Annotated in this window: 15 protein-coding genes; 9 read left to right on the top strand and 6 right to left on the bottom strand. The window is 51.9% G+C overall.

The features are described from left to right. Positions 1-177: 177 nt before the first annotated feature. The 4 genes from ACGHZ6_RS23250 to ACGHZ6_RS23235 form a co-directional block, all read right to left on the bottom strand. Positions 178-951: a DUF4126 family protein gene (locus ACGHZ6_RS23250; RefSeq protein ID WP_390616454.1), complete on the bottom strand. Its 774-nt coding sequence runs from the start codon at positions 949-951 to the stop codon at positions 178-180. Positions 952-1,009: 58 nt separating this feature from the next. Next, positions 1,010-2,086, bottom strand: a complete 1,077-nt coding sequence (locus ACGHZ6_RS23245; protein WP_390616453.1) for a phospholipase A — start codon at positions 2,084-2,086, stop codon at positions 1,010-1,012. A gap of 132 nt (positions 2,087-2,218) precedes the next feature. Continuing rightward, complete coding sequence (locus ACGHZ6_RS23240) at positions 2,219-3,490, bottom strand: inorganic phosphate transporter (RefSeq protein ID WP_390616452.1); 1,272 nt, start codon at positions 3,488-3,490, stop codon at positions 2,219-2,221. Between the two features lie 52 nt (positions 3,491-3,542). After that, positions 3,543-4,223: a TIGR00153 family protein gene (locus ACGHZ6_RS23235; protein WP_390616451.1), complete on the bottom strand. Its 681-nt coding sequence runs from the start codon at positions 4,221-4,223 to the stop codon at positions 3,543-3,545. 216 nt (positions 4,224-4,439) lie between these two features. On the opposite strand from ACGHZ6_RS23235, the gene ACGHZ6_RS23230 reads away from it, so the two are divergent. Both ACGHZ6_RS23230 and glnE read left to right on the top strand, forming a co-directional pair. Further along, entirely contained in the window at positions 4,440-6,215 is a 1,776-nt protein-coding gene (locus ACGHZ6_RS23230; protein WP_390616450.1) for a GspE/PulE family protein, read from the top strand. 64 nt (positions 6,216-6,279) lie between these two features. Next, complete coding sequence (gene glnE / locus ACGHZ6_RS23225) at positions 6,280-9,186, top strand: bifunctional [glutamate--ammonia ligase]-adenylyl-L-tyrosine phosphorylase/[glutamate--ammonia-ligase] adenylyltransferase (protein WP_390616449.1); 2,907 nt, start codon at positions 6,280-6,282, stop codon at positions 9,184-9,186. Between the two features lie 70 nt (positions 9,187-9,256). Here the strand turns inward: glnE and ACGHZ6_RS23220 are convergent, their stop codons facing one another. Then, on the bottom strand, positions 9,257-10,261 hold the full coding sequence (locus tag ACGHZ6_RS23220) for a branched-chain amino acid aminotransferase (protein ID WP_390616448.1): 1,005 nt from the start codon (positions 10,259-10,261) through the stop codon (positions 9,257-9,259). Positions 10,262-10,504: 243 nt separating this feature from the next. Here ACGHZ6_RS23220 and waaF point away from each other — a divergent pair, with 243 nt between their 5' ends. From waaF to ACGHZ6_RS23185, 7 genes are all read left to right on the top strand, one after another. Then, positions 10,505-11,563, top strand: a complete 1,059-nt coding sequence (waaF, locus tag ACGHZ6_RS23215; protein WP_390616447.1) for a lipopolysaccharide heptosyltransferase II — start codon at positions 10,505-10,507, stop codon at positions 11,561-11,563. Then, positions 11,563-12,585: a lipopolysaccharide heptosyltransferase RfaC gene (gene rfaC / locus ACGHZ6_RS23210; protein WP_390616446.1), complete on the top strand. Its 1,023-nt coding sequence runs from the start codon at positions 11,563-11,565 to the stop codon at positions 12,583-12,585. The genes waaF and rfaC overlap by 1 nt, the downstream gene beginning before the upstream one ends. Next, on the top strand, positions 12,585-13,754 hold the full coding sequence (locus tag ACGHZ6_RS23205) for a glycosyltransferase family 4 protein (RefSeq protein WP_390616445.1): 1,170 nt from the start codon (positions 12,585-12,587) through the stop codon (positions 13,752-13,754). The genes rfaC and ACGHZ6_RS23205 overlap by 1 nt, the downstream gene beginning before the upstream one ends. Next, positions 13,754-14,563 carry a lipopolysaccharide core heptose(I) kinase RfaP gene (gene rfaP, locus ACGHZ6_RS23200; protein ID WP_390616444.1) on the top strand — a complete coding sequence of 270 codons (810 nt, stop codon included), beginning with the start codon at positions 13,754-13,756 and terminating at the stop codon, positions 14,561-14,563. The genes ACGHZ6_RS23205 and rfaP overlap by 1 nt, the downstream gene beginning before the upstream one ends. Further along, the gene (locus ACGHZ6_RS23195; RefSeq protein ID WP_390616443.1) at positions 14,563-15,318 is read left to right on the top strand and encodes a lipopolysaccharide kinase InaA family protein; all 756 of its coding nucleotides are present in this window, start codon (positions 14,563-14,565) and stop codon (positions 15,316-15,318) included. The genes rfaP and ACGHZ6_RS23195 overlap by 1 nt, the downstream gene beginning before the upstream one ends. After that, complete coding sequence (locus tag ACGHZ6_RS23190; protein ID WP_390616442.1) at positions 15,315-16,091, top strand: lipopolysaccharide kinase InaA family protein; 777 nt, start codon at positions 15,315-15,317, stop codon at positions 16,089-16,091. The genes ACGHZ6_RS23195 and ACGHZ6_RS23190 overlap by 4 nt, the downstream gene beginning before the upstream one ends. A gap of 80 nt (positions 16,092-16,171) precedes the next feature. Next, a complete protein-coding gene (locus ACGHZ6_RS23185) occupies positions 16,172-17,941 on the top strand; it encodes a carbamoyltransferase (protein WP_390616441.1) in 1,770 nt (589 codons plus the stop codon). Between the two features lie 61 nt (positions 17,942-18,002). On the opposite strand, the gene ACGHZ6_RS23180 is transcribed toward ACGHZ6_RS23185, so the two are convergent. Continuing rightward, positions 18,003-19,631: a phosphodiesterase gene (locus ACGHZ6_RS23180; RefSeq protein WP_390616440.1), complete on the bottom strand. Its 1,629-nt coding sequence runs from the start codon at positions 19,629-19,631 to the stop codon at positions 18,003-18,005. Between the last annotated feature and the right edge of the window lie 79 nt (positions 19,632-19,710).

Raw genomic sequence — 19,710 nt, 5'->3', positions numbered from 1 at the left:
GCAATAACGCCATCCCCTCGAAAAAATGCCATCCCCGTGAAAACGGGGATCCAGTTAAATGGCACATTGCTTAAATATTGGGATCAGCTAATTAATCCTGTTTCGAGTGAGCAATAAGTTAAGATCTCTGGATCCCCTCTTTCGAGGGGATGGCGCATCTCTTTTATAGGCGCAATGTTAATCGCGCTGCAGAATCCGTTGCTTCTCCTGCTCAAACTCTTCGGCGGTTAAAGCCCCTTTATCCTTTAACGCCTGCAAACGTTCCAGCTCTGCCAGTTTGGGATCGCTGCTGGTTATAGTGGCAGTGGTTGTTTCAGTGGCCAGTAAAGGCTCTGTAGATTTCTCCACCACACCCAGCAGTTCACCAATCTTGCGAAACACCAACTTGATCGCACGCCATAACTTAGGCAGCAGAAAGGCGACGATTAAAATAAACACGATCAAAAGAATCAAGAACACAAACGGGTGATTCAGCGCCGCCCACAGGCCGGCAAATACCATCAGGTCTTCGGCAATCGATGCGGTCCAATTGGTCACCGGTTCTGGCGAGGTATTGATCAATAAACGCGAGCCGGCTTTGGTCGCATGGGTTGTGGCCGCCATGCCGCCACCCATAATGCCCGCCGCAATTTCCAGTGCCGGGGTAACATCACCCACTGCACCTGCCGCTAACATGGCGCCAGCGGGAATGCGCACAAAGGTATGCAGGGTATCCCAACCGCTGTCGACCCCAGGCGTTTTATCGACAAAGAATTCCACAAAGTACATCAGCCCGGCAGCGCCAATCACCATGGGATTTTCCAGCACTTGTAAGTCCGGTGGCAGGTCAATATTGCCAGTACTGCCGCCAATGCCCAGCACCAAAAGCGCGGCGTAAAGGTTAATGCCGCTGGCCCAGGAGGCGCCCATTGTCAGGGCCAGAGTGGCCATCAGCGCTTCGTAGCTTTCCATAGTGATCTCGTTTTATAACTGATAGTTAACAGGCTAATCAATGCGACTTAACCTTAGCTTAATACAACCAATCCGTTAACTGCACGCCGACGCCGATACGCTGGGTGTAGGCGTCGTAATCAATCAGGCTTTCACCGTAACCGTTGAAATACTGCACATAACCACGCAGGTTGTCGGTTAGGGGGAAAGACCAGTCCAGTTGCACGCCCCCCTTATTGTCGGAGCGCAGGTTGTTACGCAGAATCATAGAAAAGGTATGCTGGTTATATTTATAGGCGGCGGTGATATCACCATAACCCAAGTACTTTTCTATATCAGGGTTGTCATCACCGGAGGGATCACCGGGGAAGTCCTTGTCGTCTTCAGGAATGCGGTACCAAACTCTAGGCACGACAATCAGGTTTTCTGCTTCCAGTACTGTGGATAAATAGATCCGGTTCCAACTTCTGGATAAATCTCCGCCGCGGCCATTGGATTGGTGATTAAAAGCAAAGCGCAGATTGCGACCTTTAAATCCAAACAGGTCGTACTCCAGCCCCCACCAGTCTATCCAGATTTCGGGTTCGTAGTTGGTTTCCCGAAACGGCGCGGAAATATCCGAGTTATTCACCTGCCACCAGGATTGTTGTGTATAGGCGGCAGTTAGTGAGGTGTCAGTGCCAAACAGGTTTTTTACCAGGGGGATCTTCAGGCTGAGCTGAAATTTGGCCTCCACCCGGTCGACTTCTTCATTGCCGCTCAGGTTGTAGGGTTCCTCATTGACCTTGTCGTTATAGGTCATGGTGATGTAGTTGGGTTTATAGGGCACGATAGTGTAGGGATTGGCATCGGCCACTGATTCCAGCATTCTGTGTCGATCTACCAGCGAGGCATCTTGCTTGGCTGTGCTGATGGCTGTCTCTGCCAAAGCTTCTACAACATTCTTATTGCTGGCGTGTGTGCGGCAGCGGTTTCTGATCTCGCCGATAGTAACGTCATCGCTGGCATTGACAATTTCAGCGGCGACGCAGGCTTGCAATCCATTAAGAGGTCTAGCAGTTTGGCCCGCTTCTTCAGCTTGCAGCGAGTTACTGGCAAGTATTAGCAGGCCTGCTTGAGTTGTCAGAATGAGTTTTGAAATACGTTCAGGTTTCATCGTCTGCCATTCCCTGTTTCCATTAACGCTAAGCAATATCATAGCAAGCATGCGAAAGGGGCAGGCATAAAAAAGCGCCACCCTGTTGCCAGGGCAGCGCTTTTAAAGTGCGTATGATTTTCTGCTTAGGTGTTAGACAACAAAAATGCCTTTAAACAGGAAGAAGAAAATAATCGCCAGGCCGGCACCGGCGGGCAGGGTGATAATCCAGCTCATAAAGATGGTGCCAATCACACCAAGGTTCAGGGCGCCAATACCACGGGCTAAACCAACACCCAGTACCGCTCCTACCAGGGTGTGGGTGGTAGAGATGGGCAGGCCAGTACCTGAGGCCAGTACGACGGTGGCTGCAGCACCCAGCTCGGCGGCAAAACCGCGGCTTGGGGTCAGCTCGGTAATCTTGCGACCGATGGTGGCCATTACCTTGAAACCGTAGGTGGCCAGACCGACAACGATACCCAGACCACCGAGAAGCAGAATCCAGCTAGGCATTACGGATTTAGCCGTAATGGCTCCGCTCTTGATAGTGCTGACCACGGCAGCCAGAGGGCCAACGGCGTTGGCCACATCGTTAGAACCGTGGGCGAAGGCCATGGCACAGGCGGTGAAAATCATCAGGATAGCGAAGACTTTTTCCACGCTCTCAAAGCGGTTGTCTTCGTTGTGGACATATTTCACCTTGCGCATCAGCTGTATGCCGATCAGGGCAACGATAACCCCGATAATGGCAGCAATGCCCATGCTTTCCATAAAGCTCAGCTTGAAGCCGATATCCTTAAAGACATGCTTCAGGCCTTTCAGCAGGGTCACCATGGCGATCAGGAAGCCCACGGCAAACATGTACACCGGGATATAACGCTTGGCGTTGTCGAAGGGGTTGTCAGTATTGAGGATAAACTTCTGTACGCTGCGGAACAGGAAGAAGGAGATGGTACCGGCCAACACGGGCGAGACGACCCAGCTGGCAGCAATCTTGCCGACCTTACCCCAGGCCACGGCTTCCACGGAAATACCCACCGCGGCAAAACCAACAATGGCGCCGACGATAGAGTGGGTGGTGGATACCGGCCAGCCAAAGATACTGGCAATCAGCAGCCAGGTGCCCGCGGCCAACAGGGCCGAGGTCATACCAAATACCAGTAGCTCCGGGCTGCCGGCCATACTGGCGGGATCGATAATGCCTTTACGAATGGTCGAGGTCACTTCACCGCCAGCTAAATAGGCACCGGCGAACTCGAACACCATGGCAATCAAAATGGCTTGTTTAACGGTCAGGGCTTTAGAGCCCACCGAGGTGCCCATGGCATTAGCCACGTCGTTGGCACCGACCCCCCAGGCCATAAAGACCCCAAAGATACAGGCAAGAATCAGCAGAATCGTGCCGTATTCAGCAAGAATTTCCATGTGTGGATACCTTCAAAAATATAGAAATCAGGTTGTGAGTTCCGGCGCGTGCTTAGCGCGCCAGTAACAGTTGCAGACGGGTACCGACTTTTTCAGCGCGGTCGGCTAAATCGCCCACCCAGTCGAATACCTTATAAAGAAACATCACTTCGACGGCTGGCAAATCTGCTTCAATGGCAAACAGGCCTGCGCGAATATCAACTTCCAACTTGTCGGTCTTGTTTTCGAGGGCATCCAGTTCTTCGATCAGTTGCTCAACTACCTTTATTTCACGGCCACTAAAGCCGGTTTCCAGCAGTTCATCCAGCTCGTTAATGGCCTTCAGGGCCTGGGCTGAAGTGGCCACAGCGGTGGCGACAAACTCAGTCATCTCCGCTTGCAGGGAGGCGGGGATTTGCATCTTGCGGCCCAGCATAATGCCGGAGATATCCTTGGCGCGGTTGGCAATCTGGTCCTGCATGGACAGCAGTTCAAGCAGGTCGCTGCGTGGCACCGGCAAGAACAGGCTCTTGGGCAGGTGCATGCGGATATTCTTCTTGTGCTCATCGGCGGTGTTTTCCAGCTCGCCAATACGCTGCTGAACCGCTTCGCCTTCCTGCCAGTTATTAGCGGCAGCGGCGGCAAAGAAGGGGATCAGCTGTTCGGCAGCCTGGTGGGCTACGGCCATATGCTCCTGGATAGGTTTGATCGGGGAGCGGCCAAACAGGTTAGACAGCGGGTTGCTGATTGCCATAGTAAGTCCCTCGGGCCCAATGGGCTTTATTGTGTGGGTATGGAGAAATTGGGCGCAGTATAAAAGACTTGATTCGGCTCGGCATCAGAAATGTCATAAAAGCTTAAAGAAAGTGTGATATGCGCTCGATGCCGCCGGTATCACTGTCTATAGATACTGGTTACAATCATCAAAATTGGACGATAATAAAAGAATAGCCTCCCATAAGGACGATCTATGAATGAAGCGGTAGCAATGGATCGCGTACTGGATTTACGCGGCCTTCTCAATGATCTGGTGGCCGATGGCCGCATCAGTCAGGAGGATGCCAATATCCTCTCCGGCCAGACCCGCACCCGCGAGCAGACGGCCATGCACCCGCTGACCTTTATTGCTACCCAAAGCCTGGAAGATCGCGCCCACCCCGGCACAATACTCGATGCCCTAACCCTGACCGAGTGGATGGCAGAAAAGGCCACTCTGCCGGTGGTTCATATAGACCCGTTGAAGGTGAATACCGCGGCAGTGACCGAGGCCATGTCCTATGCCTTTGCCAAGCGTCACAGTATTTTGTGTCTTGAGGTAACCCCCGATGAGGTGGTGATTGCCTGTATGCAGCCCTTCGTGACCGGCTGGGAGTCGCAAATCGAACATGTCACCCAGCGCCAGGTGCGCAGGGTCTTCGCTGATCCCGCCGATGTCACCCGTTATTCGGTGGAGTTCTACAGCCTGGCTCGCTCCATCTCCGGTGCCAAGGGCATGCAGGGCAGTGGTGTGGTCAGCAACTTCGAGCAGTTGCTGGAGCTTGGCGGCGCTAAGGATCCGGAAGCTAACGATCAGTACATCGTCAATATCGTTGATTGGCTACTGCAATATGCCTTTGATCAACGCGCCAGTGATATTCATATTGAGCCGCGACGGGAGGTTGGCCGTGTGCGCTTCCGTATCGATGGTGTCTTGCATCAGGTCACCGAGTTTCCCTCCGCCGTGACCACGGCGGTGACCAGCCGCTTAAAAGTGCTGGGTCGTATGAATGTGGCGGAAAAGCGCAAACCCCAGGACGGTCGTATTAAGACCAAGCGCCAGAATGGCTCGGAGGTGGAGCTGCGATTATCCACCTTGCCCACCGCCTTTGGCGAAAAAATGGTGATGCGGATCTTCGACCCGGATGTACTGTTGCGCAGTTTCCAGGAATTGGGCCTGGTGGGTGATGACTACGAGCGTTGGCAATCCATGGTCGGACGACCCACAGGTATTGTCTTGGTCACAGGACCCACCGGTTCCGGTAAAACCACCACCCTGTATTCCTCACTCAAGCAGCTGGCCACCGATGAAGTTAATGTCAGTACCATCGAAGACCCGATTGAGATGGTAGAGCCGGCCTTTAATCAGACTCAAGTACAGCACAATATTGATTTGGATTTTGCCGCCGGTGTGCGCACCCTGCTGCGTCAGGACCCGGACATTATTATGGTTGGTGAGATCCGCGATCTGGAAACCGCGCAGATGGCGGTGCAGGCTGCCCTTACCGGTCACTTGGTGATCTCAACACTGCACACCAACGATGCCGCTACCGGTGTGACCCGCTTGCTGGATTTGGGTGTTCCCAGTTATATGATCAAATCCACCGTACTGGGCATTATGGCTCAGCGTCTGGTGCGTACTCTGTGCCCACACTGTAAGCAACCTGCTGAAGTGGACAAAAATGCCTGGCAACAGCTGGTGAAGCCCTGGAAGGTCGCAGCACCGACACAGGTGTTCCAACCCCAAGGTTGTTTGGAGTGCCGCAACACCGGTTACCTGGGGCGTGAAGGCATCTACGAAATTCTAAAATTATCAGAATCTGTGCAGGAGTTGATCACGGACAACTGTGATCTCGGCCAGTTGCGTAAACTGTCCATGCGTGAAGGTATGCGCACCTTGCGTTTATCCGGGGCGCAAAAAGTCGCCCAGGGTACGACGACTATTGAAGAAGTGATGCGTGTGGCACCGCCACAGGATGTCAGCCACTGATCAGCACTTATTAAAAAGAAAGGCGGTTTTTACCGCCTTTTTGTTTCTAAGGATGTAGCGATAAATGTTTAACGTTGAAAAAGCCCCCGCCTTTTTACGTGATGACCTAACTCATGTCTGGACTCGCTGGCATGAGCGGGCCATGGATGATCAGCAACAAGCTCTGGCCCAGTGGTTGGATCAAGATAATACTCACCCTGATCAATTATTAACGGCCTGGGGTGGTAGTGACTTTATTGCCCAGTCTGCCATGGACAGGCCAGATGTGTTTATTCAGTTATTAAGCAGTGGTGAACTAACCCAAACCTTTAGTTTGCAAACCTTTAGTGATCTGTTGGCCGAGATGCTGGCCAATTGTGAAAACGATAAGGATCTTGATCGCCAGTTGCGACTGTATCGCCGTCGCATGATGATGCGTATTGTCTGGCGCGACTTTAATCGTCTGGCCGACTGGAATGAAACCACCAACGATATGTCGTACCTGGCGGAAGTGGTGGTGCAGCAAACTATCGATTTCCACTACCAGCAGTTAAGTCAAAGCTGGGGCACGCCTATGGGTAAAGCATCCGGCGAGCAACAGCAGCTGTTGGTATTGGGCATGGGCAAGCTTGGTGGCTTTGAGCTGAATGTATCCTCCGATATCGATTTGATTTTTGCCTACCCGGAAAGTGGCACCACCCAAGGTGGTCGTAAAGAGCAAAGCAATCAGGAATTTTTTAATCGCCTCGGCCAGCGGGTGATTAAAAGTATTGATGCCCACACCGCTGATGGTTTTGTTTTTCGTGTTGATATGCGTTTGCGCCCTTACGGGCAGAGCGGTGCCTTGGTTTTAAATTTTGATTCACTGGAAGAGTACTACCAAACCCAGGGCCGCGAGTGGGAGCGTTACGCCATGATCAAGGCTCGCGTGATTGCCGGGCCAGAAGAAAAAGCCGTAGAACTGATGAATATGCTGCGGCCGTTTACCTACCGTCGCTACATCGATTTCTCTGCCATTGAAGCCCTGCGAGATATGAAGGGCCTGATTAATCGCGAAGTGGCTCGCAAGGGCATGAGTGCCGATGTCAAACTCGGCGCCGGCGGCATTCGTGAGGTGGAATTTATTGTGCAGGCGTTTCAATTAATTCGCGGTGGCCGTGACGAACGTCTGCAAACCCGCGAAGTGATGACGCTGTTGCCGCTACTGGAATCTGAGGGTTTGATGCCGGAAGGTGTCAGCCAAAAACTTATGGCTGCCTATGTCTTCCTGCGCAATACCGAGCATGCCATACAGGGCTACCAGGATAAACAAACCCAGGCGTTGCCAGTAGATGAAAAAGACGGCGAGCGTTTGGCCTGGGTCATGGGTTTTGACAGTTGGGATGCTTTTATCGCCCAACTCGATTTGCACCGCAACAACGTTAATCAGGAATTCCATGCGGTAGTAGCCGATAGCGCTGAAAGTGAAGGCGAAGAGGCTGACGACTTAAGCAGCTGGCGCCCGCTATGGCTGGATGATTTGTGTCAGGAAGATTTTGCTGAGCAACTCAGTGAGCGTGGCTTCGAAGATGCTGATGCAGTCGCCAAAGCGCTGTGTGATTTGAAAAAAAGCCGCGCGTTGCTAACCATGCAAGCCGAAGGTCGCGCGCGACTGGATGCGTTAATGCCCAAGCTGTTGATGCTGTTAAGCGAGCGCGACGAACAGGCTAACACCCTCAGCCGTATTCTGGTATTGATCGAAGCGGTAGCGAGACGTACCGCTTATTTACTGTTGTTGGTAGAAAACCCCAATGCCTTAAAACAATTGGTGCGTCTGTGTGGCGCCAGCCCCTGGATTGCTGATCAGTTAGCGCGTCATCCGGCACTGCTTGATGAATTGCTGGATCAGCGCAGTTTGTATAACCCGCCAGATCTGTCAGCTCTGCGTGATGAATTGCGCCAGGAAGTCCTACGTGTCGGTTGGGATGATCTCGAAGGCCAGATGGAAACCCTGCGTTACTTCCGTATGGCACACGCCCTGCGCGTTGCGGCTGCAGAAGTATCCGGTGCGCTGCCATTAATGAAAGTCAGCGATTATCTGACTTGGATTGCCGAAGTTATTTTGGAGCATGTACAAGCCCTGGCCTGGGAGCAGATGGTTGACCGCCACGGTAAACCCTCCCACGCCGAAGGTGAGCCGGAGCCGGAATTTATTGTCGTGGGTTACGGCAAAATGGGCGGTATCGAACTGGGCCACGGCAGTGATCTGGATTTGGTGTTTATCCACAATGCCAGCAGTAAGGGTTACACCGATGGCGATAAGCAATTGGATAACCAAACCTTCTATACCCGTATGGGGCAGAAGATGATTCATATCCTTAATACGCAAACCATTTCCGGTCAGCTGTATGAAGTGGATATGCGTCTGCGACCTTCCGGTAATTCCGGCATGTTGGTCAGCTCACTGACGGCGTTTGAAAAATACCAACGCAGTGAAGCCTGGACCTGGGAGCACCAAGCCCTGGTACGTGCCAGAGTGGTGGCTGGGGGTGAGCGTTTAGCGAAAGAGTTTCAGCAGTTGCGCCTGGATATCCTGTGTCAGCAGCGAGAAAAAGCGAAGTTGGTGGAAGACGTTGTCACCATGCGTCAAAAAATGCGTGACCATTTAGGAACCCAGGGTGGTGAGGAAGAAAAGGCCAGCAAGTTTCATTTGAAGCAGGATGCCGGTGGTATCGTTGATATCGAATTCCTGGTGCAGTACGCCGTGTTAAGCCAGGCGGCTGAACATCCGCAGGTGGCCCACTGGACCGATAATATTCGCATCCTTGGTGATCTTCACAGTCAGGGTCTAATGAGTGCGGAGCAGAGTGATGCGCTAATAGAAGCCTACAAAACCTTCCGTTCGGAAAGTCATCGACTTGCGTTACAGCAGCAGAAAAATGAAGTCGGTGCGGATAAGTTTGCTGAGCAGCGCCAGCAGGTGCAGGCGATTTGGGCTGAGTGGTTGGGATAATTTAAGTGGGTTGAGGTTGGCCGGGGTACGACCCGCAGGGTCGGACCCCATGTTCGGAGTACAAAAGGAATTAGCTGGAAACGCAGGTTAACCAACCGTGCTTATCTTCCGCCAATCCCCACTGAATATCATTTAACGCTTTACGCAGCTTGGCCGTGGTTTCACCCGCTTTGCCATCGCCAACCTGATACTCTTTGCCTTTATGCAGCAGAGTGCCAACCGGCGTCAGTACCGCCGCGGTACCAGACAGGGCTGCTTCACAACCCGGCTTCTGGCTACGTTCCAGCAATTCATCAACACTCAGGTCACGCTCTTCCACATTCATCCCCAAATCGCGGGCGATGGTGAGAATAGAGTCACGGGTAATACCGTGCAGGAAGCTGTCATCCAGCGCTTTGGTGATCAGGGTATTGCCGTCAATCAGCATAAAGTTGGCGGCACCGGTTTCCTGTACATCGCCATTGGGGCAGAACAGAATCTGATCGATACCCAGATCGCGCTTGGCGTTCAGGGTTGGCAGCAGGGCACTGGCGTAGTTACCGCCACTCTTAATGCGGCCCATATGCGGCGCGCAGCGCATACCGTCTTCTTCCAGCAACAGGCGCAGGGTGGCATCGGCGCCGCCGGTAAAGTAGTCGCCTACCGGGGACACCAGAATGTACTGCATGGAGGTGGTGGAAGGTCCCGCCGCCTTGCCAATCGCCGGCTCGGTACCGATATGGGTTGGGCGGATATACAGCGAGCCGGGTACCTCTGGTACCTCTTTGGCAAAACGCTCTACAACCTTGATGATCATATCGCGGGTCTGCTCGCCATCGATGGCAGGCAGGGCCAGCAGGGCGCTGCTCTGGTCAAAACGGGCGATATTGCAGTCCATACGGAAGATCTTCACGCTGCCATCGGCATGACGGAAGGCTTTCAGGCCTTCAAAGCAGGTGCTGGCATAGTGCAGCACATGGGCACCCGGGTGCAGGCTGATGCTATCGCAGGGCACCAGGTTAAAGTCACTCCACTTCTCGCCGTCGAATTGGGTAAGGGCCATTTCTGGCATAAAAACGCTACCGAAGGCAGTCATAGGGAGAAACCTCAAACTATTAGGGTGTAAATGGCTGCCTTTCTTCAAGGCAAGGGCGGGAATTGTAATGAGAGCGCCCCTAAAATGGAATAGCGCATTATAGATAACAACCCCATAAAGGCCGGGCCCTGGCGGGTGGGGGGAATAGAGGGGCGGTGACTGGTGGATAGGTAATGGGGTATCATGCGCCGTTTTATTTGATGGCCTCTCGCTGGGACTCAAACCGTAGGACTCGAACCGTACATGGGTAAGCCTAAAATCTTAATTGTCGGCCCTTCCTGGGTGGGCGATATGCTGATGAGCCAGTCGCTCTACCGCCAGTTGAAGGCACAATCCCCAAATTGTGAGATCGATGTACTGGCGCCGGACTGGTGTCGCGCCATTATCGAGCGTATGCCCGAGGTGAATAACACCATCGAAATGCCGGTAGGCCACGGCAGCCTGCAGCTGGGAGTGCGTCGGCGTCTGGGTGAGTTCCTTGCCGAGCAGCAATACGATCAGGCTATTGTGTTGCCCAATTCGCTGAAGTCGGCCCTGATACCCTGGTTTGCCGGTATAGATCTGCGTACCGGTTGGCTGGGTGAAATGCGCTATTTCCTGCTCAACGATCCACGCAAGCTTATCAAGTCAGCGTTTCCACGTATGGTTGAGCGCTATGTAGCTCTAGCGGGCCCCGGTGTGGCGTCTGCCAAAGAGTTGCCAGAGATTCTGCCGCCCAAGCTCACGATTGATACCGATTTGCAGCAGCAGGCCATAAAACAATTTAACCTGCCCAGCAGCAAGCTGATTGGCTTCTGCCCAGGTGCGGAGTTTGGCCCGGCCAAGCGCTGGCCTGATTATCACTATGCGGCTCTGGCCTCGAAGCTGATTGAACAGGGTTATCAAATAGCCTGCTTTGGCTCGGCCAAAGATGCCGAGGTGGTTGAACAAATTAAAGACCAGTTGCCCGATGAGCAGCAGCAAGCCCTGATTGGCCTGGCTGGCGAAACCACACTGCCGCAGGCAGTGGATTTGTTGGCGGCTTGTGATGCGGTGGTGACCAATGATTCCGGTTTGATGCATGTCGCCGCTGCGGTAGGCTCACCCTTGGTTGCCCTCTACGGCCCAACAAGCCCGGATTTCACACCGCCGTTAACCGATAAAGCTGAGGTGATTCGCTTGATTGACGGTTATCTGAAAATTCGCAAAGGCGATAACGACCAGGGTTATCACCAGAGCATGATTGATATTACGCCGGAGCGTGTGATGGAAGCGGTGCAAAAGCAATTGGCTGCCCGAGAAACCGAGCAAGGGGTTGCCTGATGCGCGTACTGATTATTAAAACCTCGTCCATGGGTGATGTGATTCATACCCTGCCAGCGTTGACCGATGCCAAGCGCGCGCGCCCTAATATTACTTTCGACTGGGTGGTGGAAGAGGGCTTTGCCGAAATCCCCCGTTGGCACCCGGCTGTCGATGAAGTGATTCCTGTAGCCATTCGTCGCTGGCGTAAAGAGATTTTAAAAACCTGGGGCTCCAACGAGTGGAAGCAATGCAAAACCCACTTGCGTAAACACCACTATGATCTGGTGATTGATGCCCAGGGTCTATTAAAAAGTGCCTGGCTAACCCGTTGGGTAAAAGCCCCGGCTGCAGGCTACGACAAAAAGTCAGTCCGTGAAAAAGTGGCCAGCTATTTTTATCGTCATAAGTTCGGCGTTGATAAAGATATGCACGCGGTTGAGCGTATTCGCTCCCTGTTTGCCCAGGCACTGGATTATCCGAAACCTGAAACCAAAGGTGACTATGGCATTGATCGTCGCCGTTTCTGCAGTGCGACGCCGGAAGCGCCGAATGTGGTGTTTTTGCATGGCACTACCCGTGACGACAAGCACTACCCGGAAGATTACTGGCGCGATCTGGCAGAGAGGTTAACCCGTGAAGGCTATCGCGTACGTTTGCCCTGGGGGGCTGAGCATGAACGCGATCGTGCACGTCGTATTGCCAAGGGCATTAATGGCGTAGAAGTGCTGCCACGTTTAAGTTTGCATGCCGTGGCCGGTGTGTTGGCACAAGCATCCGCCGTGGTTGCCGTCGATACTGGCTTGGGTCATTTAACCGCAGCGTTAAATATTCCGGCGATTTCGCTTTATGGGCCTACCAGTCCATCCTTGGTTGGCGCTTATGGTGAAAACCAGTTGCATTTGTGTGCTGGCGACTATCTTGTAAAAAACGGGGGAGAAGAGATAGCTGGCGTTGAACCCGCAGTGTTCTCTCCTCTAACGCCAGATCATGTTTACCAACAGCTGCAACCCATGCTGTCTAAAAAACCTGTAGCTTGCTAATGACCAATTCGCAATCCTCTGCCCCGGTATTGGCGTTTATCCTCTACAAGTATTTCCCCTTTGGTGGTTTGCAGCGGGATTTTATTCGTATTGCCAGTATCTGTCAGGAACGCGGTTATAACATCCGCGTGTATACCTTTGGCTGGCAGGGTGATATCCCCGACGGTTTCGATGTGGTGCAGGTGCCGAAAAAAGGTTTAAGCAGCCACGCCAAAAATCAGAATTTCCTCAATTGGATTGATGCTCACTGTGCTCAGCATCCTGTCGCCTTAACAGTCGGCTTTAACAAAATGCCGGGCCTGGATGTGTATTACGTGGCTGATGGCTGCTACGAGGCCCGTGTCAGCGAGCTCTATACCGGTTGGCGTGGCAAGTTTTATCGCCTCGGTGGCCGCTACAAACATTTCTCTGCTTATGAAAAAGCCGCCTTTGGTAAAGAGAGTAAAACCCACCTGCTGGTGATTTCCGATATTCAAAAGCCGATCTATCAACGTGTGTATGGCACGCCTGATAAACGCATCACCATGTTGCCGCCGGGTATTGCTCGCGATCGCTGCGCACCTGATAACAGTGCTGCCTTACGCGAAGAATTCCGTCGCGAGTTTAAAATCGCAGACGATGAGAACCTGCTGTTGATGGTGGGCTCTGGCTTTAAAACCAAAGGTGTGGATCGCAGTATTGACGCCGTTGCAGCTCTGCCCGAAGCGCTGCGTGCGAAAACCCATCTGTTTGTGATTGGTCAGGATAAACCCGATCAATTTAAACGTATGGCTGCCAGTTTTGGTGAGCGTTTTAGAATTTTTGCTGGCCGTGATGATATCCCGCGCTTTATGCAGGGCGCCGATTTTTTGATTCATCCGGCCCGTCATGAAAATACCGGCACCGTATTGTTGGAAGCCGTCGTTGCCGGATTGCCGGTAATGGTCACAGATGTGTGCGGTTATGCGCGCTATGTGGCAGAAGCCGAAGCCGGTGAAGTGCTGGAGTCGCCTTTTATTCAAGGTCGATTTAATCACAGTCTGCAGCGTTTGCTACAAACCTCAAAAGAACAACGCCAAGCATGGCGTGCGAATGGCATTGCCTTTTCTCAGTCAGCAGATATCTACGATATGCCCAAGCATGCCGCTGATACGATAATTGCCATACATAACAGCCAGGAACAGGCTTAATGACACTGTATTTACGCGATGAGTATGCCACGGCCTGGAAGCACCGTGATGCCTTTATGGAGGTACAGCGCCTCGAAGGTGAAGTGTACCGAGAGCTCGATGGCCGTCGCACCCTGCAATTTACCTTTAACCGCAAAAGTTATTTTCTAAAACTGCACCGCGGTATTGGTTGGGGTGAAATTCTAAAAAACCTGATCCAGATGCGTTTGCCGGTGGTTAGCGCCAAAAATGAGTGGCGTGCGGTAGAGGCGTTGCACAAGATCGATGTCGATACTATGACCGTTGCCGCCTTTGGCGAACAGGGTTGGAATCCGGCAAAACGTCACTCCTTTATCATTACCGATGACCTGGCTGATACCACCTCGTTGGAAGATATTTGTGCCGAGTGGCCCAAGCAGCCTCCGACCTACCGTGTGAAAAAGCGCTTAATCGAAAAAGTCGCCACCATGGCCAAGCGCATGCACGGTGCCGGTATTAATCATCGTGATTTTTATATCTGTCACTTTTTGTTGCCCAACAGTGTTGATGTGGAAACCCAGAGTGAGTTTCCTTTGCATCTAATTGACTTGCACCGCGCTCAAATGCGCGCCCAGGTACCCGCACGCTGGTTGTTAAAAGATTTGGCAGCGTTGTATTTTTCGGTGATGGAAATTGGCTTAAGTCAACGTGATTTATTGCGCTTTCTCTATGTCTACAGCGGTGGGGACATAAAGCGCTGGATTCAAACTAATCGCTCGGTGTGGAAAGGCCTGCAGCGCAAGGCGGATAAGTTGTACAAACGCAAGCAGCGTTATGGGGATGCTATTTGATGTCTGAGTGGACTATCTTACCTACTTATCAACAAGGCAGAACAGCAAAAGACTTCGCCAGCTTGGAGGATGCGTTCTCCTGTGGTGGTGAATTGGTTACTCAGAGTTCGCTGTGTACGGTAAGCCGTTTATGCTATGACGGCGAAGAGTATTATATCAAACGATATCTTGGACCAGCTGAGGGCGCTGCTCGTTTTTTCGGCAAAAGCAAGGCGAAACGGGAATGGGAGAATCTGAGTCGATTTTCTCAATGGGGGCTTTCTCCTGCAGAGTTGGTAGCATACGGTGAAGAAAGTCGTTGGTACAAACGGCGAGGTGTGGTGATTACTCGCGGTGTAAAAAATGCCGTTGACATGGCAGCTTTGGCCCGAGAGAAGTCTCCTTTACTTAAGAATGATCACTGGGTACGTTCAGTATGTCGCCAAGTCGCGCATGCTACTCAGGTTATGCATCAGAATTGTTTTGGGCACAATGACTGGAAATGGCGAAATATCCTTATTAATGGGCCAGAGGATGATCCTAGGGTGCATATGATAGATTGCCCAGCAGGCACCTTTTGGAGTGAACCATTTCTAAGTTACAGAAAAATTAAGGATTTGGCCTGCCTTGATCGAGAAGCTAGGCCGGTGTTAACGCGTAGTCAGCGATTGTACTTTTACAAACAATACACTGGCCGTGACAAGTTGAGCGCTAAAGACAAGCGGATTATCCGTAAGGTGATTCAGTTTTATAAGGGCCGGAAATCAGACGCATGACTGAGCTAGATCATTCACTGGAAGAGTTCGTTAATCCTGCCTGGAAGTCTGTTTTACAGGCATTGAATTTGGATAGTTTTTCCTCGTTATGGGATGTGGAGCTTGAGCCTTTTCAGGCACCTAATACAGAGCGAGGTGGAACCAGCACGGTATATTCCTTTAAGTCTGATATTGATGGCTGTCCTATCACGCTATTTATCAAGCGGCAAGAAAACTACAATTGCTTTGATTGGCGCAAGCCATGGCGTCCAATGCCTGTTTGTGAGAGGGAGTGGCGGAATGCCTGTCATTTGCAGGCGTTGGGTATTGGTACCATAGAGCCGGTCTATTATGGTCGGCGCGCGCTCAACGGTGGGCAGGCAATATTCGTTACTGTGGGGCTTGAAGGATATCAACCTCTCATCGAACTCGATATCCACTCTGTTTCAGCAACAGATAGGGAGCCGATTATGAGGGCTGCCGGTGAGCACATAGCTCGGTTGCATCAAGCTGGGCTGGTTCACCACTGCTTGTATGGCAATCATATTTTCTTCAGAAAGCCCTCTATGGGTGGCTGTGATATTCGATTTATCGACCTTGAAAAGATGCGCTCTACGTTTTTTGCTTCCCGGGGCTTGTGGCGAGATTTCTCCTCTCTATACCGGGGCTGTGGTGGTTGGGCTGAAGATAGCTGGCGATGGCTGATACAGGGCTATCTCGGAGAGTCGACCTGGTCACAGGCTTGTGAGCAATTTAACCACAAGGTTATGCAGAAGGTGGGTAAAAAGCGCTAGATCAGGTAGAATCCCCTCCTTTGTATTTGTTACCAATACGTACAGCTATAAGCCACAACCATCGAATTTGGGGATAATAAGTGAGCACCATTGTTCTTGGCCTATCCGGCGCACTCAACCACGATCCGTCAGCTGCCCTCTACATAGACGACAAGCTGGTGGCGGCCGCCGAAGAAGAGCGCTTTATTCGCGACAAGCACGCCAAAAACCACATGCCCTACGAGGCAGCCAAGTTCTGTATCCAGCAGGCTGGCATCAAGCCTGAAGATATCGATGTGGTGGCCATTCCTTTCGCCCCGATTCCGCTGATTGGCAACGAAGGCCGTCTGCACTTCGCCAAGCGCTACTGGTATGCACCGGATCGTGCCCTGGATGTCCTGTTTAACGGCAATCGTCGCTACCGTCGCTACCGCAACCGTATTTTTGAGTTGCTCACTAATCTGGGTATCGATCACAAGAAGATCGAGTTCGAACCCGTTGAGCACCACCTGGCCCACGCCTCCAGTGCTTACCACTTAAGTGGCTTTACCGAGAAGACCGCCATTATGGGCGTCGACGGTAAAGGCGAATACGCCACCACCTTCTTCGGTTACGGCGAAAACGGCAAGATCCACAAGATCAAAGAATTCTACGACCCGGATTCTCTGGGTGGTTTGTACGGTGCTATCACCGAATACCTGGGCTTTGAAATGCTCGACGGTGAGTACAAGGTCATGGGTATGGCCCCTTACGGCGACCCAACCAAGTACGACCTGTCGCGCCTGGTTGATTTCGACGGCAAAGAATTCCGCATCAACACCGACTACGCCAACGTCATTGGCCTGCGTCGCTGGAAAGATGAAAAGGGCAAGGGTTACTACTTCACCCCGAAACTGATCGAGTGGTTAGGCCCCAAGCGTGAAGGTGATATTGCCGATGACCCGTACATTCACTACGCTGCCAGTATTCAGGACCTGTACGAAACTGTTGTCCTGAAACTGATGGACTACTACCTGGGCGATATTATCCGCGAGACCGGCAAGATGGCCTTCTCCGGTGGTGGTGCACTGAACGTAAAACTGAACCAGAAAATTATCGCCGGTGGCGACGTTAAAGAGCTGTACGTACAGCCGGCTTCTGGTGATGCCGGTACTGCCGTAGGTGCAGCCTCTTATGTGCTGGCTAAGCGCGGCATCCAGCCAGAGAAAATGGAACACGTTTACCTCGGCCCAAGCTACACCAACGAGGAAGTCATCGCTGCCTGTGCCAAGCACGAAGCCGAGCCCAAGTGGCAGAAGATCGACAACGTATCGGAAACCATCGCCAAGGTACTCGCCGACGGTCATCCGGTTGCCTGGTTCCAGGGCCGTATGGAATTTGGTCCGCGCGCCCTGGGTGGTCGTTCTATTATCGGTTGTCCTTCTGTTCCTGGAATTGCTGATCGTATTAACGAGCAGATCAAATTCCGCGAGCGCTGGCGCCCCTTCTGCCCGAGTATGCTCGACCGCGTAGCCGACGAAATGTTTAAAGTCGATCACCCGGCCCCGTTTATGACATTCACCTTCGAAGTAAACGAAGAGTGGAAGGATCGTGTTCCGGAAGTGGTACATGAAGACGGCACTGCGCGTGCACAGGCTGTTAAACAAGATGCGCATCCGCGTTATTACGCGATGCTGGAAGAGTTGGAAAAACTCACCGGCAACGGTGTGTGCTTAAACACTTCACTGAACCGTCGTGGCGAACCCATGGTATGCGCACCGGTTGATGCGCTGAATATGTTCTTTGGATCAGATCTGCAGTATCTGATTATGGAAGATATTTTGGTAGTGAAGGATGAGGCCAAATCGTTGGCGGATATTCTGGCTTCCTAAGTAGAAAAAAACTGTGCATAAAAAGGCGTAGCAACTCCGTGTGCTGCGCCTTTTTTATTGTCTATACGGAATACTGATGTGCCGGTGTGACGGTTAATTGTGTCGGATCGATATAGCCTTTAGGGCAAGCCATCAGGTTTACCTCAATCTTGTTTGGCGAGATTTCAAGTAACGTAAATCCATTGGTTTCCTGTGGCGGTAATAGCTCATCAACCTCCATCGCGCCAGGATTTTTGGCTTGCAGACCTCGCGCCTTAGACAGCCATCCTAAACCCCCAACGCCGACTGGGCCACTGAGAATGGTGTGCACAGGGTTTTCACTCAGGTCCAGATCGCCGCTCTTTTCAATTACTCCGCTACCCAACAAATGTAAATCTCCGGAAACGACAATAGGTTTACGATTGGGTTGAGAGTGAATGGTTTGCAGCAAGCGTTGATGCTGTAACCACCAGCCCTGTTGCCACATATATTTGTTACCGTCTCGATCGCGATGCACATCGGCCAGCAGTGTCCCTTCGCTGTCGATGGTGTCGGGGTACCATTCCCGCCATTTGCCAGCACTCCAACCCATGGGGTGAGAGGGGAAGTGGATTAAGTGTTGGCTGTTACTGGATTGTGTTTTCTCAATTAACCAGTTCTCGACAGTTTCAGGCACCAGGCCTGCATGATCTCCATTAAGCGTTAATTGACCGCCACAATCGTAAACCAGGCCTAACAATAACTGACCATATTGGAAACCGCCAAAGTGGGTGGAGAGTTTTACATTATTTTCCTGTTTTTGACCGGGGAAATTATCAGGCAATGTTTCTTCTACAATATATTCCGGGAAATATTGCGCCTGTAAAAGGTTACGTAACTCCGCGTGAAAATTATTTGGCGGAAAAGTTACCAGTTCCGGTGTGGCATCATCGTTGTCAAAGTAATCATGGTCATCGGTGATAAAAAATATCGGTGTTGAGCGAAACCTGACACCGTAGGTGCGTCCTATTTGTTCATCGGCAACGGCTTGCAATGTCGTTTCATTTGCGGTGCCTTTTACGGCTTGTGTCTGGTCAAAGGTGCCATAACTTTGCAGAAAGTATTTCATCGCCATGCGTGAAAGGGCGCCGTCACGATTATTGAGCCATGAGCGATAATCCCAATAGATATGATCACCGTTGGCAATTACCAGATCGGGTTTTTGCTCCAGCATTAAGTCGTAGAGCTTTTGTCGGTAGGCAACAGGTTTAAAGGCATCGCGCCCGCCGGGCAGTACGGGTAAATCCGGGCCGCCAGCACAGGTGTAGCTAATCACTCTTAGGTTTTGTGGCGCAGCTGTTGGTGCAGGGAAAGTTTTTAATGGCCATTGCGCGCACAGACTGTTGTTGTGTTTATCGAACAGTTGCAGCGCATATTGTGTATCTGGTTGCAGGTTGTTAATGCGAAAAGCCCAGAAGCGCCCGGCAGAATCCTGCTGTGCACCCGTTACATTAGTTTCGCCGATACGAAGTGTGGGTGTGTTACAGGGCTGATGAAATGACACCTTGATATTAAAAGCGCGATGGCTAACGGTAGGTAAGATATGCTGGATATCACCTTTGTCCCAGGTGTCTGGAGATGTGCAGTCGATGCTACAGCCGGTAAATGCCAGGGCAGATGAGCCGAGTCCTAACTTCAAAAGATCACGGCGGCTACAGTGTGGTGCTGACATGTGGGTACCTAAACGTATTACTTAAAAAAGCCCGGCGCCGATGCCGGGCAAAGAGAGAGTCAAAAAGACTGTCACAAGT

It is taken from the genome of Maricurvus nonylphenolicus (assembly GCF_042854845.1).
Lineage (GTDB): Bacteria > Pseudomonadota > Gammaproteobacteria > Pseudomonadales > Cellvibrionaceae > Maricurvus > Maricurvus nonylphenolicus.
Note: the sequence above shows the minus strand (reverse complement) of the source record. Positions and strands in the feature narration are given on the sequence as shown.

Bases quoted from the DNA above. Each gene is read 5' to 3' on its own strand.
- ACGHZ6_RS23250 (WP_390616454.1), bottom strand. From the start codon at position 951: ATGGAAAGCTACGAAGCGCTGATGGCCACTCTGGCCCTGACAATGGGC.
- ACGHZ6_RS23245 (WP_390616453.1), bottom strand. From the start codon at position 2,086: ATGAAACCTGAACGTATTTCAAAACTCATTCTGACAACTCAAGCAGGC.
- ACGHZ6_RS23240 (WP_390616452.1), bottom strand. From the start codon at position 3,490: ATGGAAATTCTTGCTGAATACGGCACGATTCTGCTGATTCTTGCCTGT.
- ACGHZ6_RS23235 (WP_390616451.1), bottom strand. From the start codon at position 4,223: ATGGCAATCAGCAACCCGCTGTCTAACCTGTTTGGCCGCTCCCCGATC.
- ACGHZ6_RS23230 (WP_390616450.1), top strand. From the start codon at position 4,440: ATGAATGAAGCGGTAGCAATGGATCGCGTACTGGATTTACGCGGCCTT.
- glnE (WP_390616449.1), top strand. From the start codon at position 6,280: ATGTTTAACGTTGAAAAAGCCCCCGCCTTTTTACGTGATGACCTAACT.
- ACGHZ6_RS23220 (WP_390616448.1), bottom strand. From the start codon at position 10,261: ATGACTGCCTTCGGTAGCGTTTTTATGCCAGAAATGGCCCTTACCCAA.
- waaF (WP_390616447.1), top strand. From the start codon at position 10,505: ATGGGTAAGCCTAAAATCTTAATTGTCGGCCCTTCCTGGGTGGGCGAT.
- rfaC (WP_390616446.1), top strand. From the start codon at position 11,563: ATGCGCGTACTGATTATTAAAACCTCGTCCATGGGTGATGTGATTCAT.
- ACGHZ6_RS23205 (WP_390616445.1), top strand. From the start codon at position 12,585: ATGACCAATTCGCAATCCTCTGCCCCGGTATTGGCGTTTATCCTCTAC.
- rfaP (WP_390616444.1), top strand. From the start codon at position 13,754: ATGACACTGTATTTACGCGATGAGTATGCCACGGCCTGGAAGCACCGT.
- ACGHZ6_RS23195 (WP_390616443.1), top strand. From the start codon at position 14,563: ATGTCTGAGTGGACTATCTTACCTACTTATCAACAAGGCAGAACAGCA.
- ACGHZ6_RS23190 (WP_390616442.1), top strand. From the start codon at position 15,315: ATGACTGAGCTAGATCATTCACTGGAAGAGTTCGTTAATCCTGCCTGG.
- ACGHZ6_RS23180 (WP_390616440.1), bottom strand. From the start codon at position 19,631: ATGTCAGCACCACACTGTAGCCGCCGTGATCTTTTGAAGTTAGGACTC.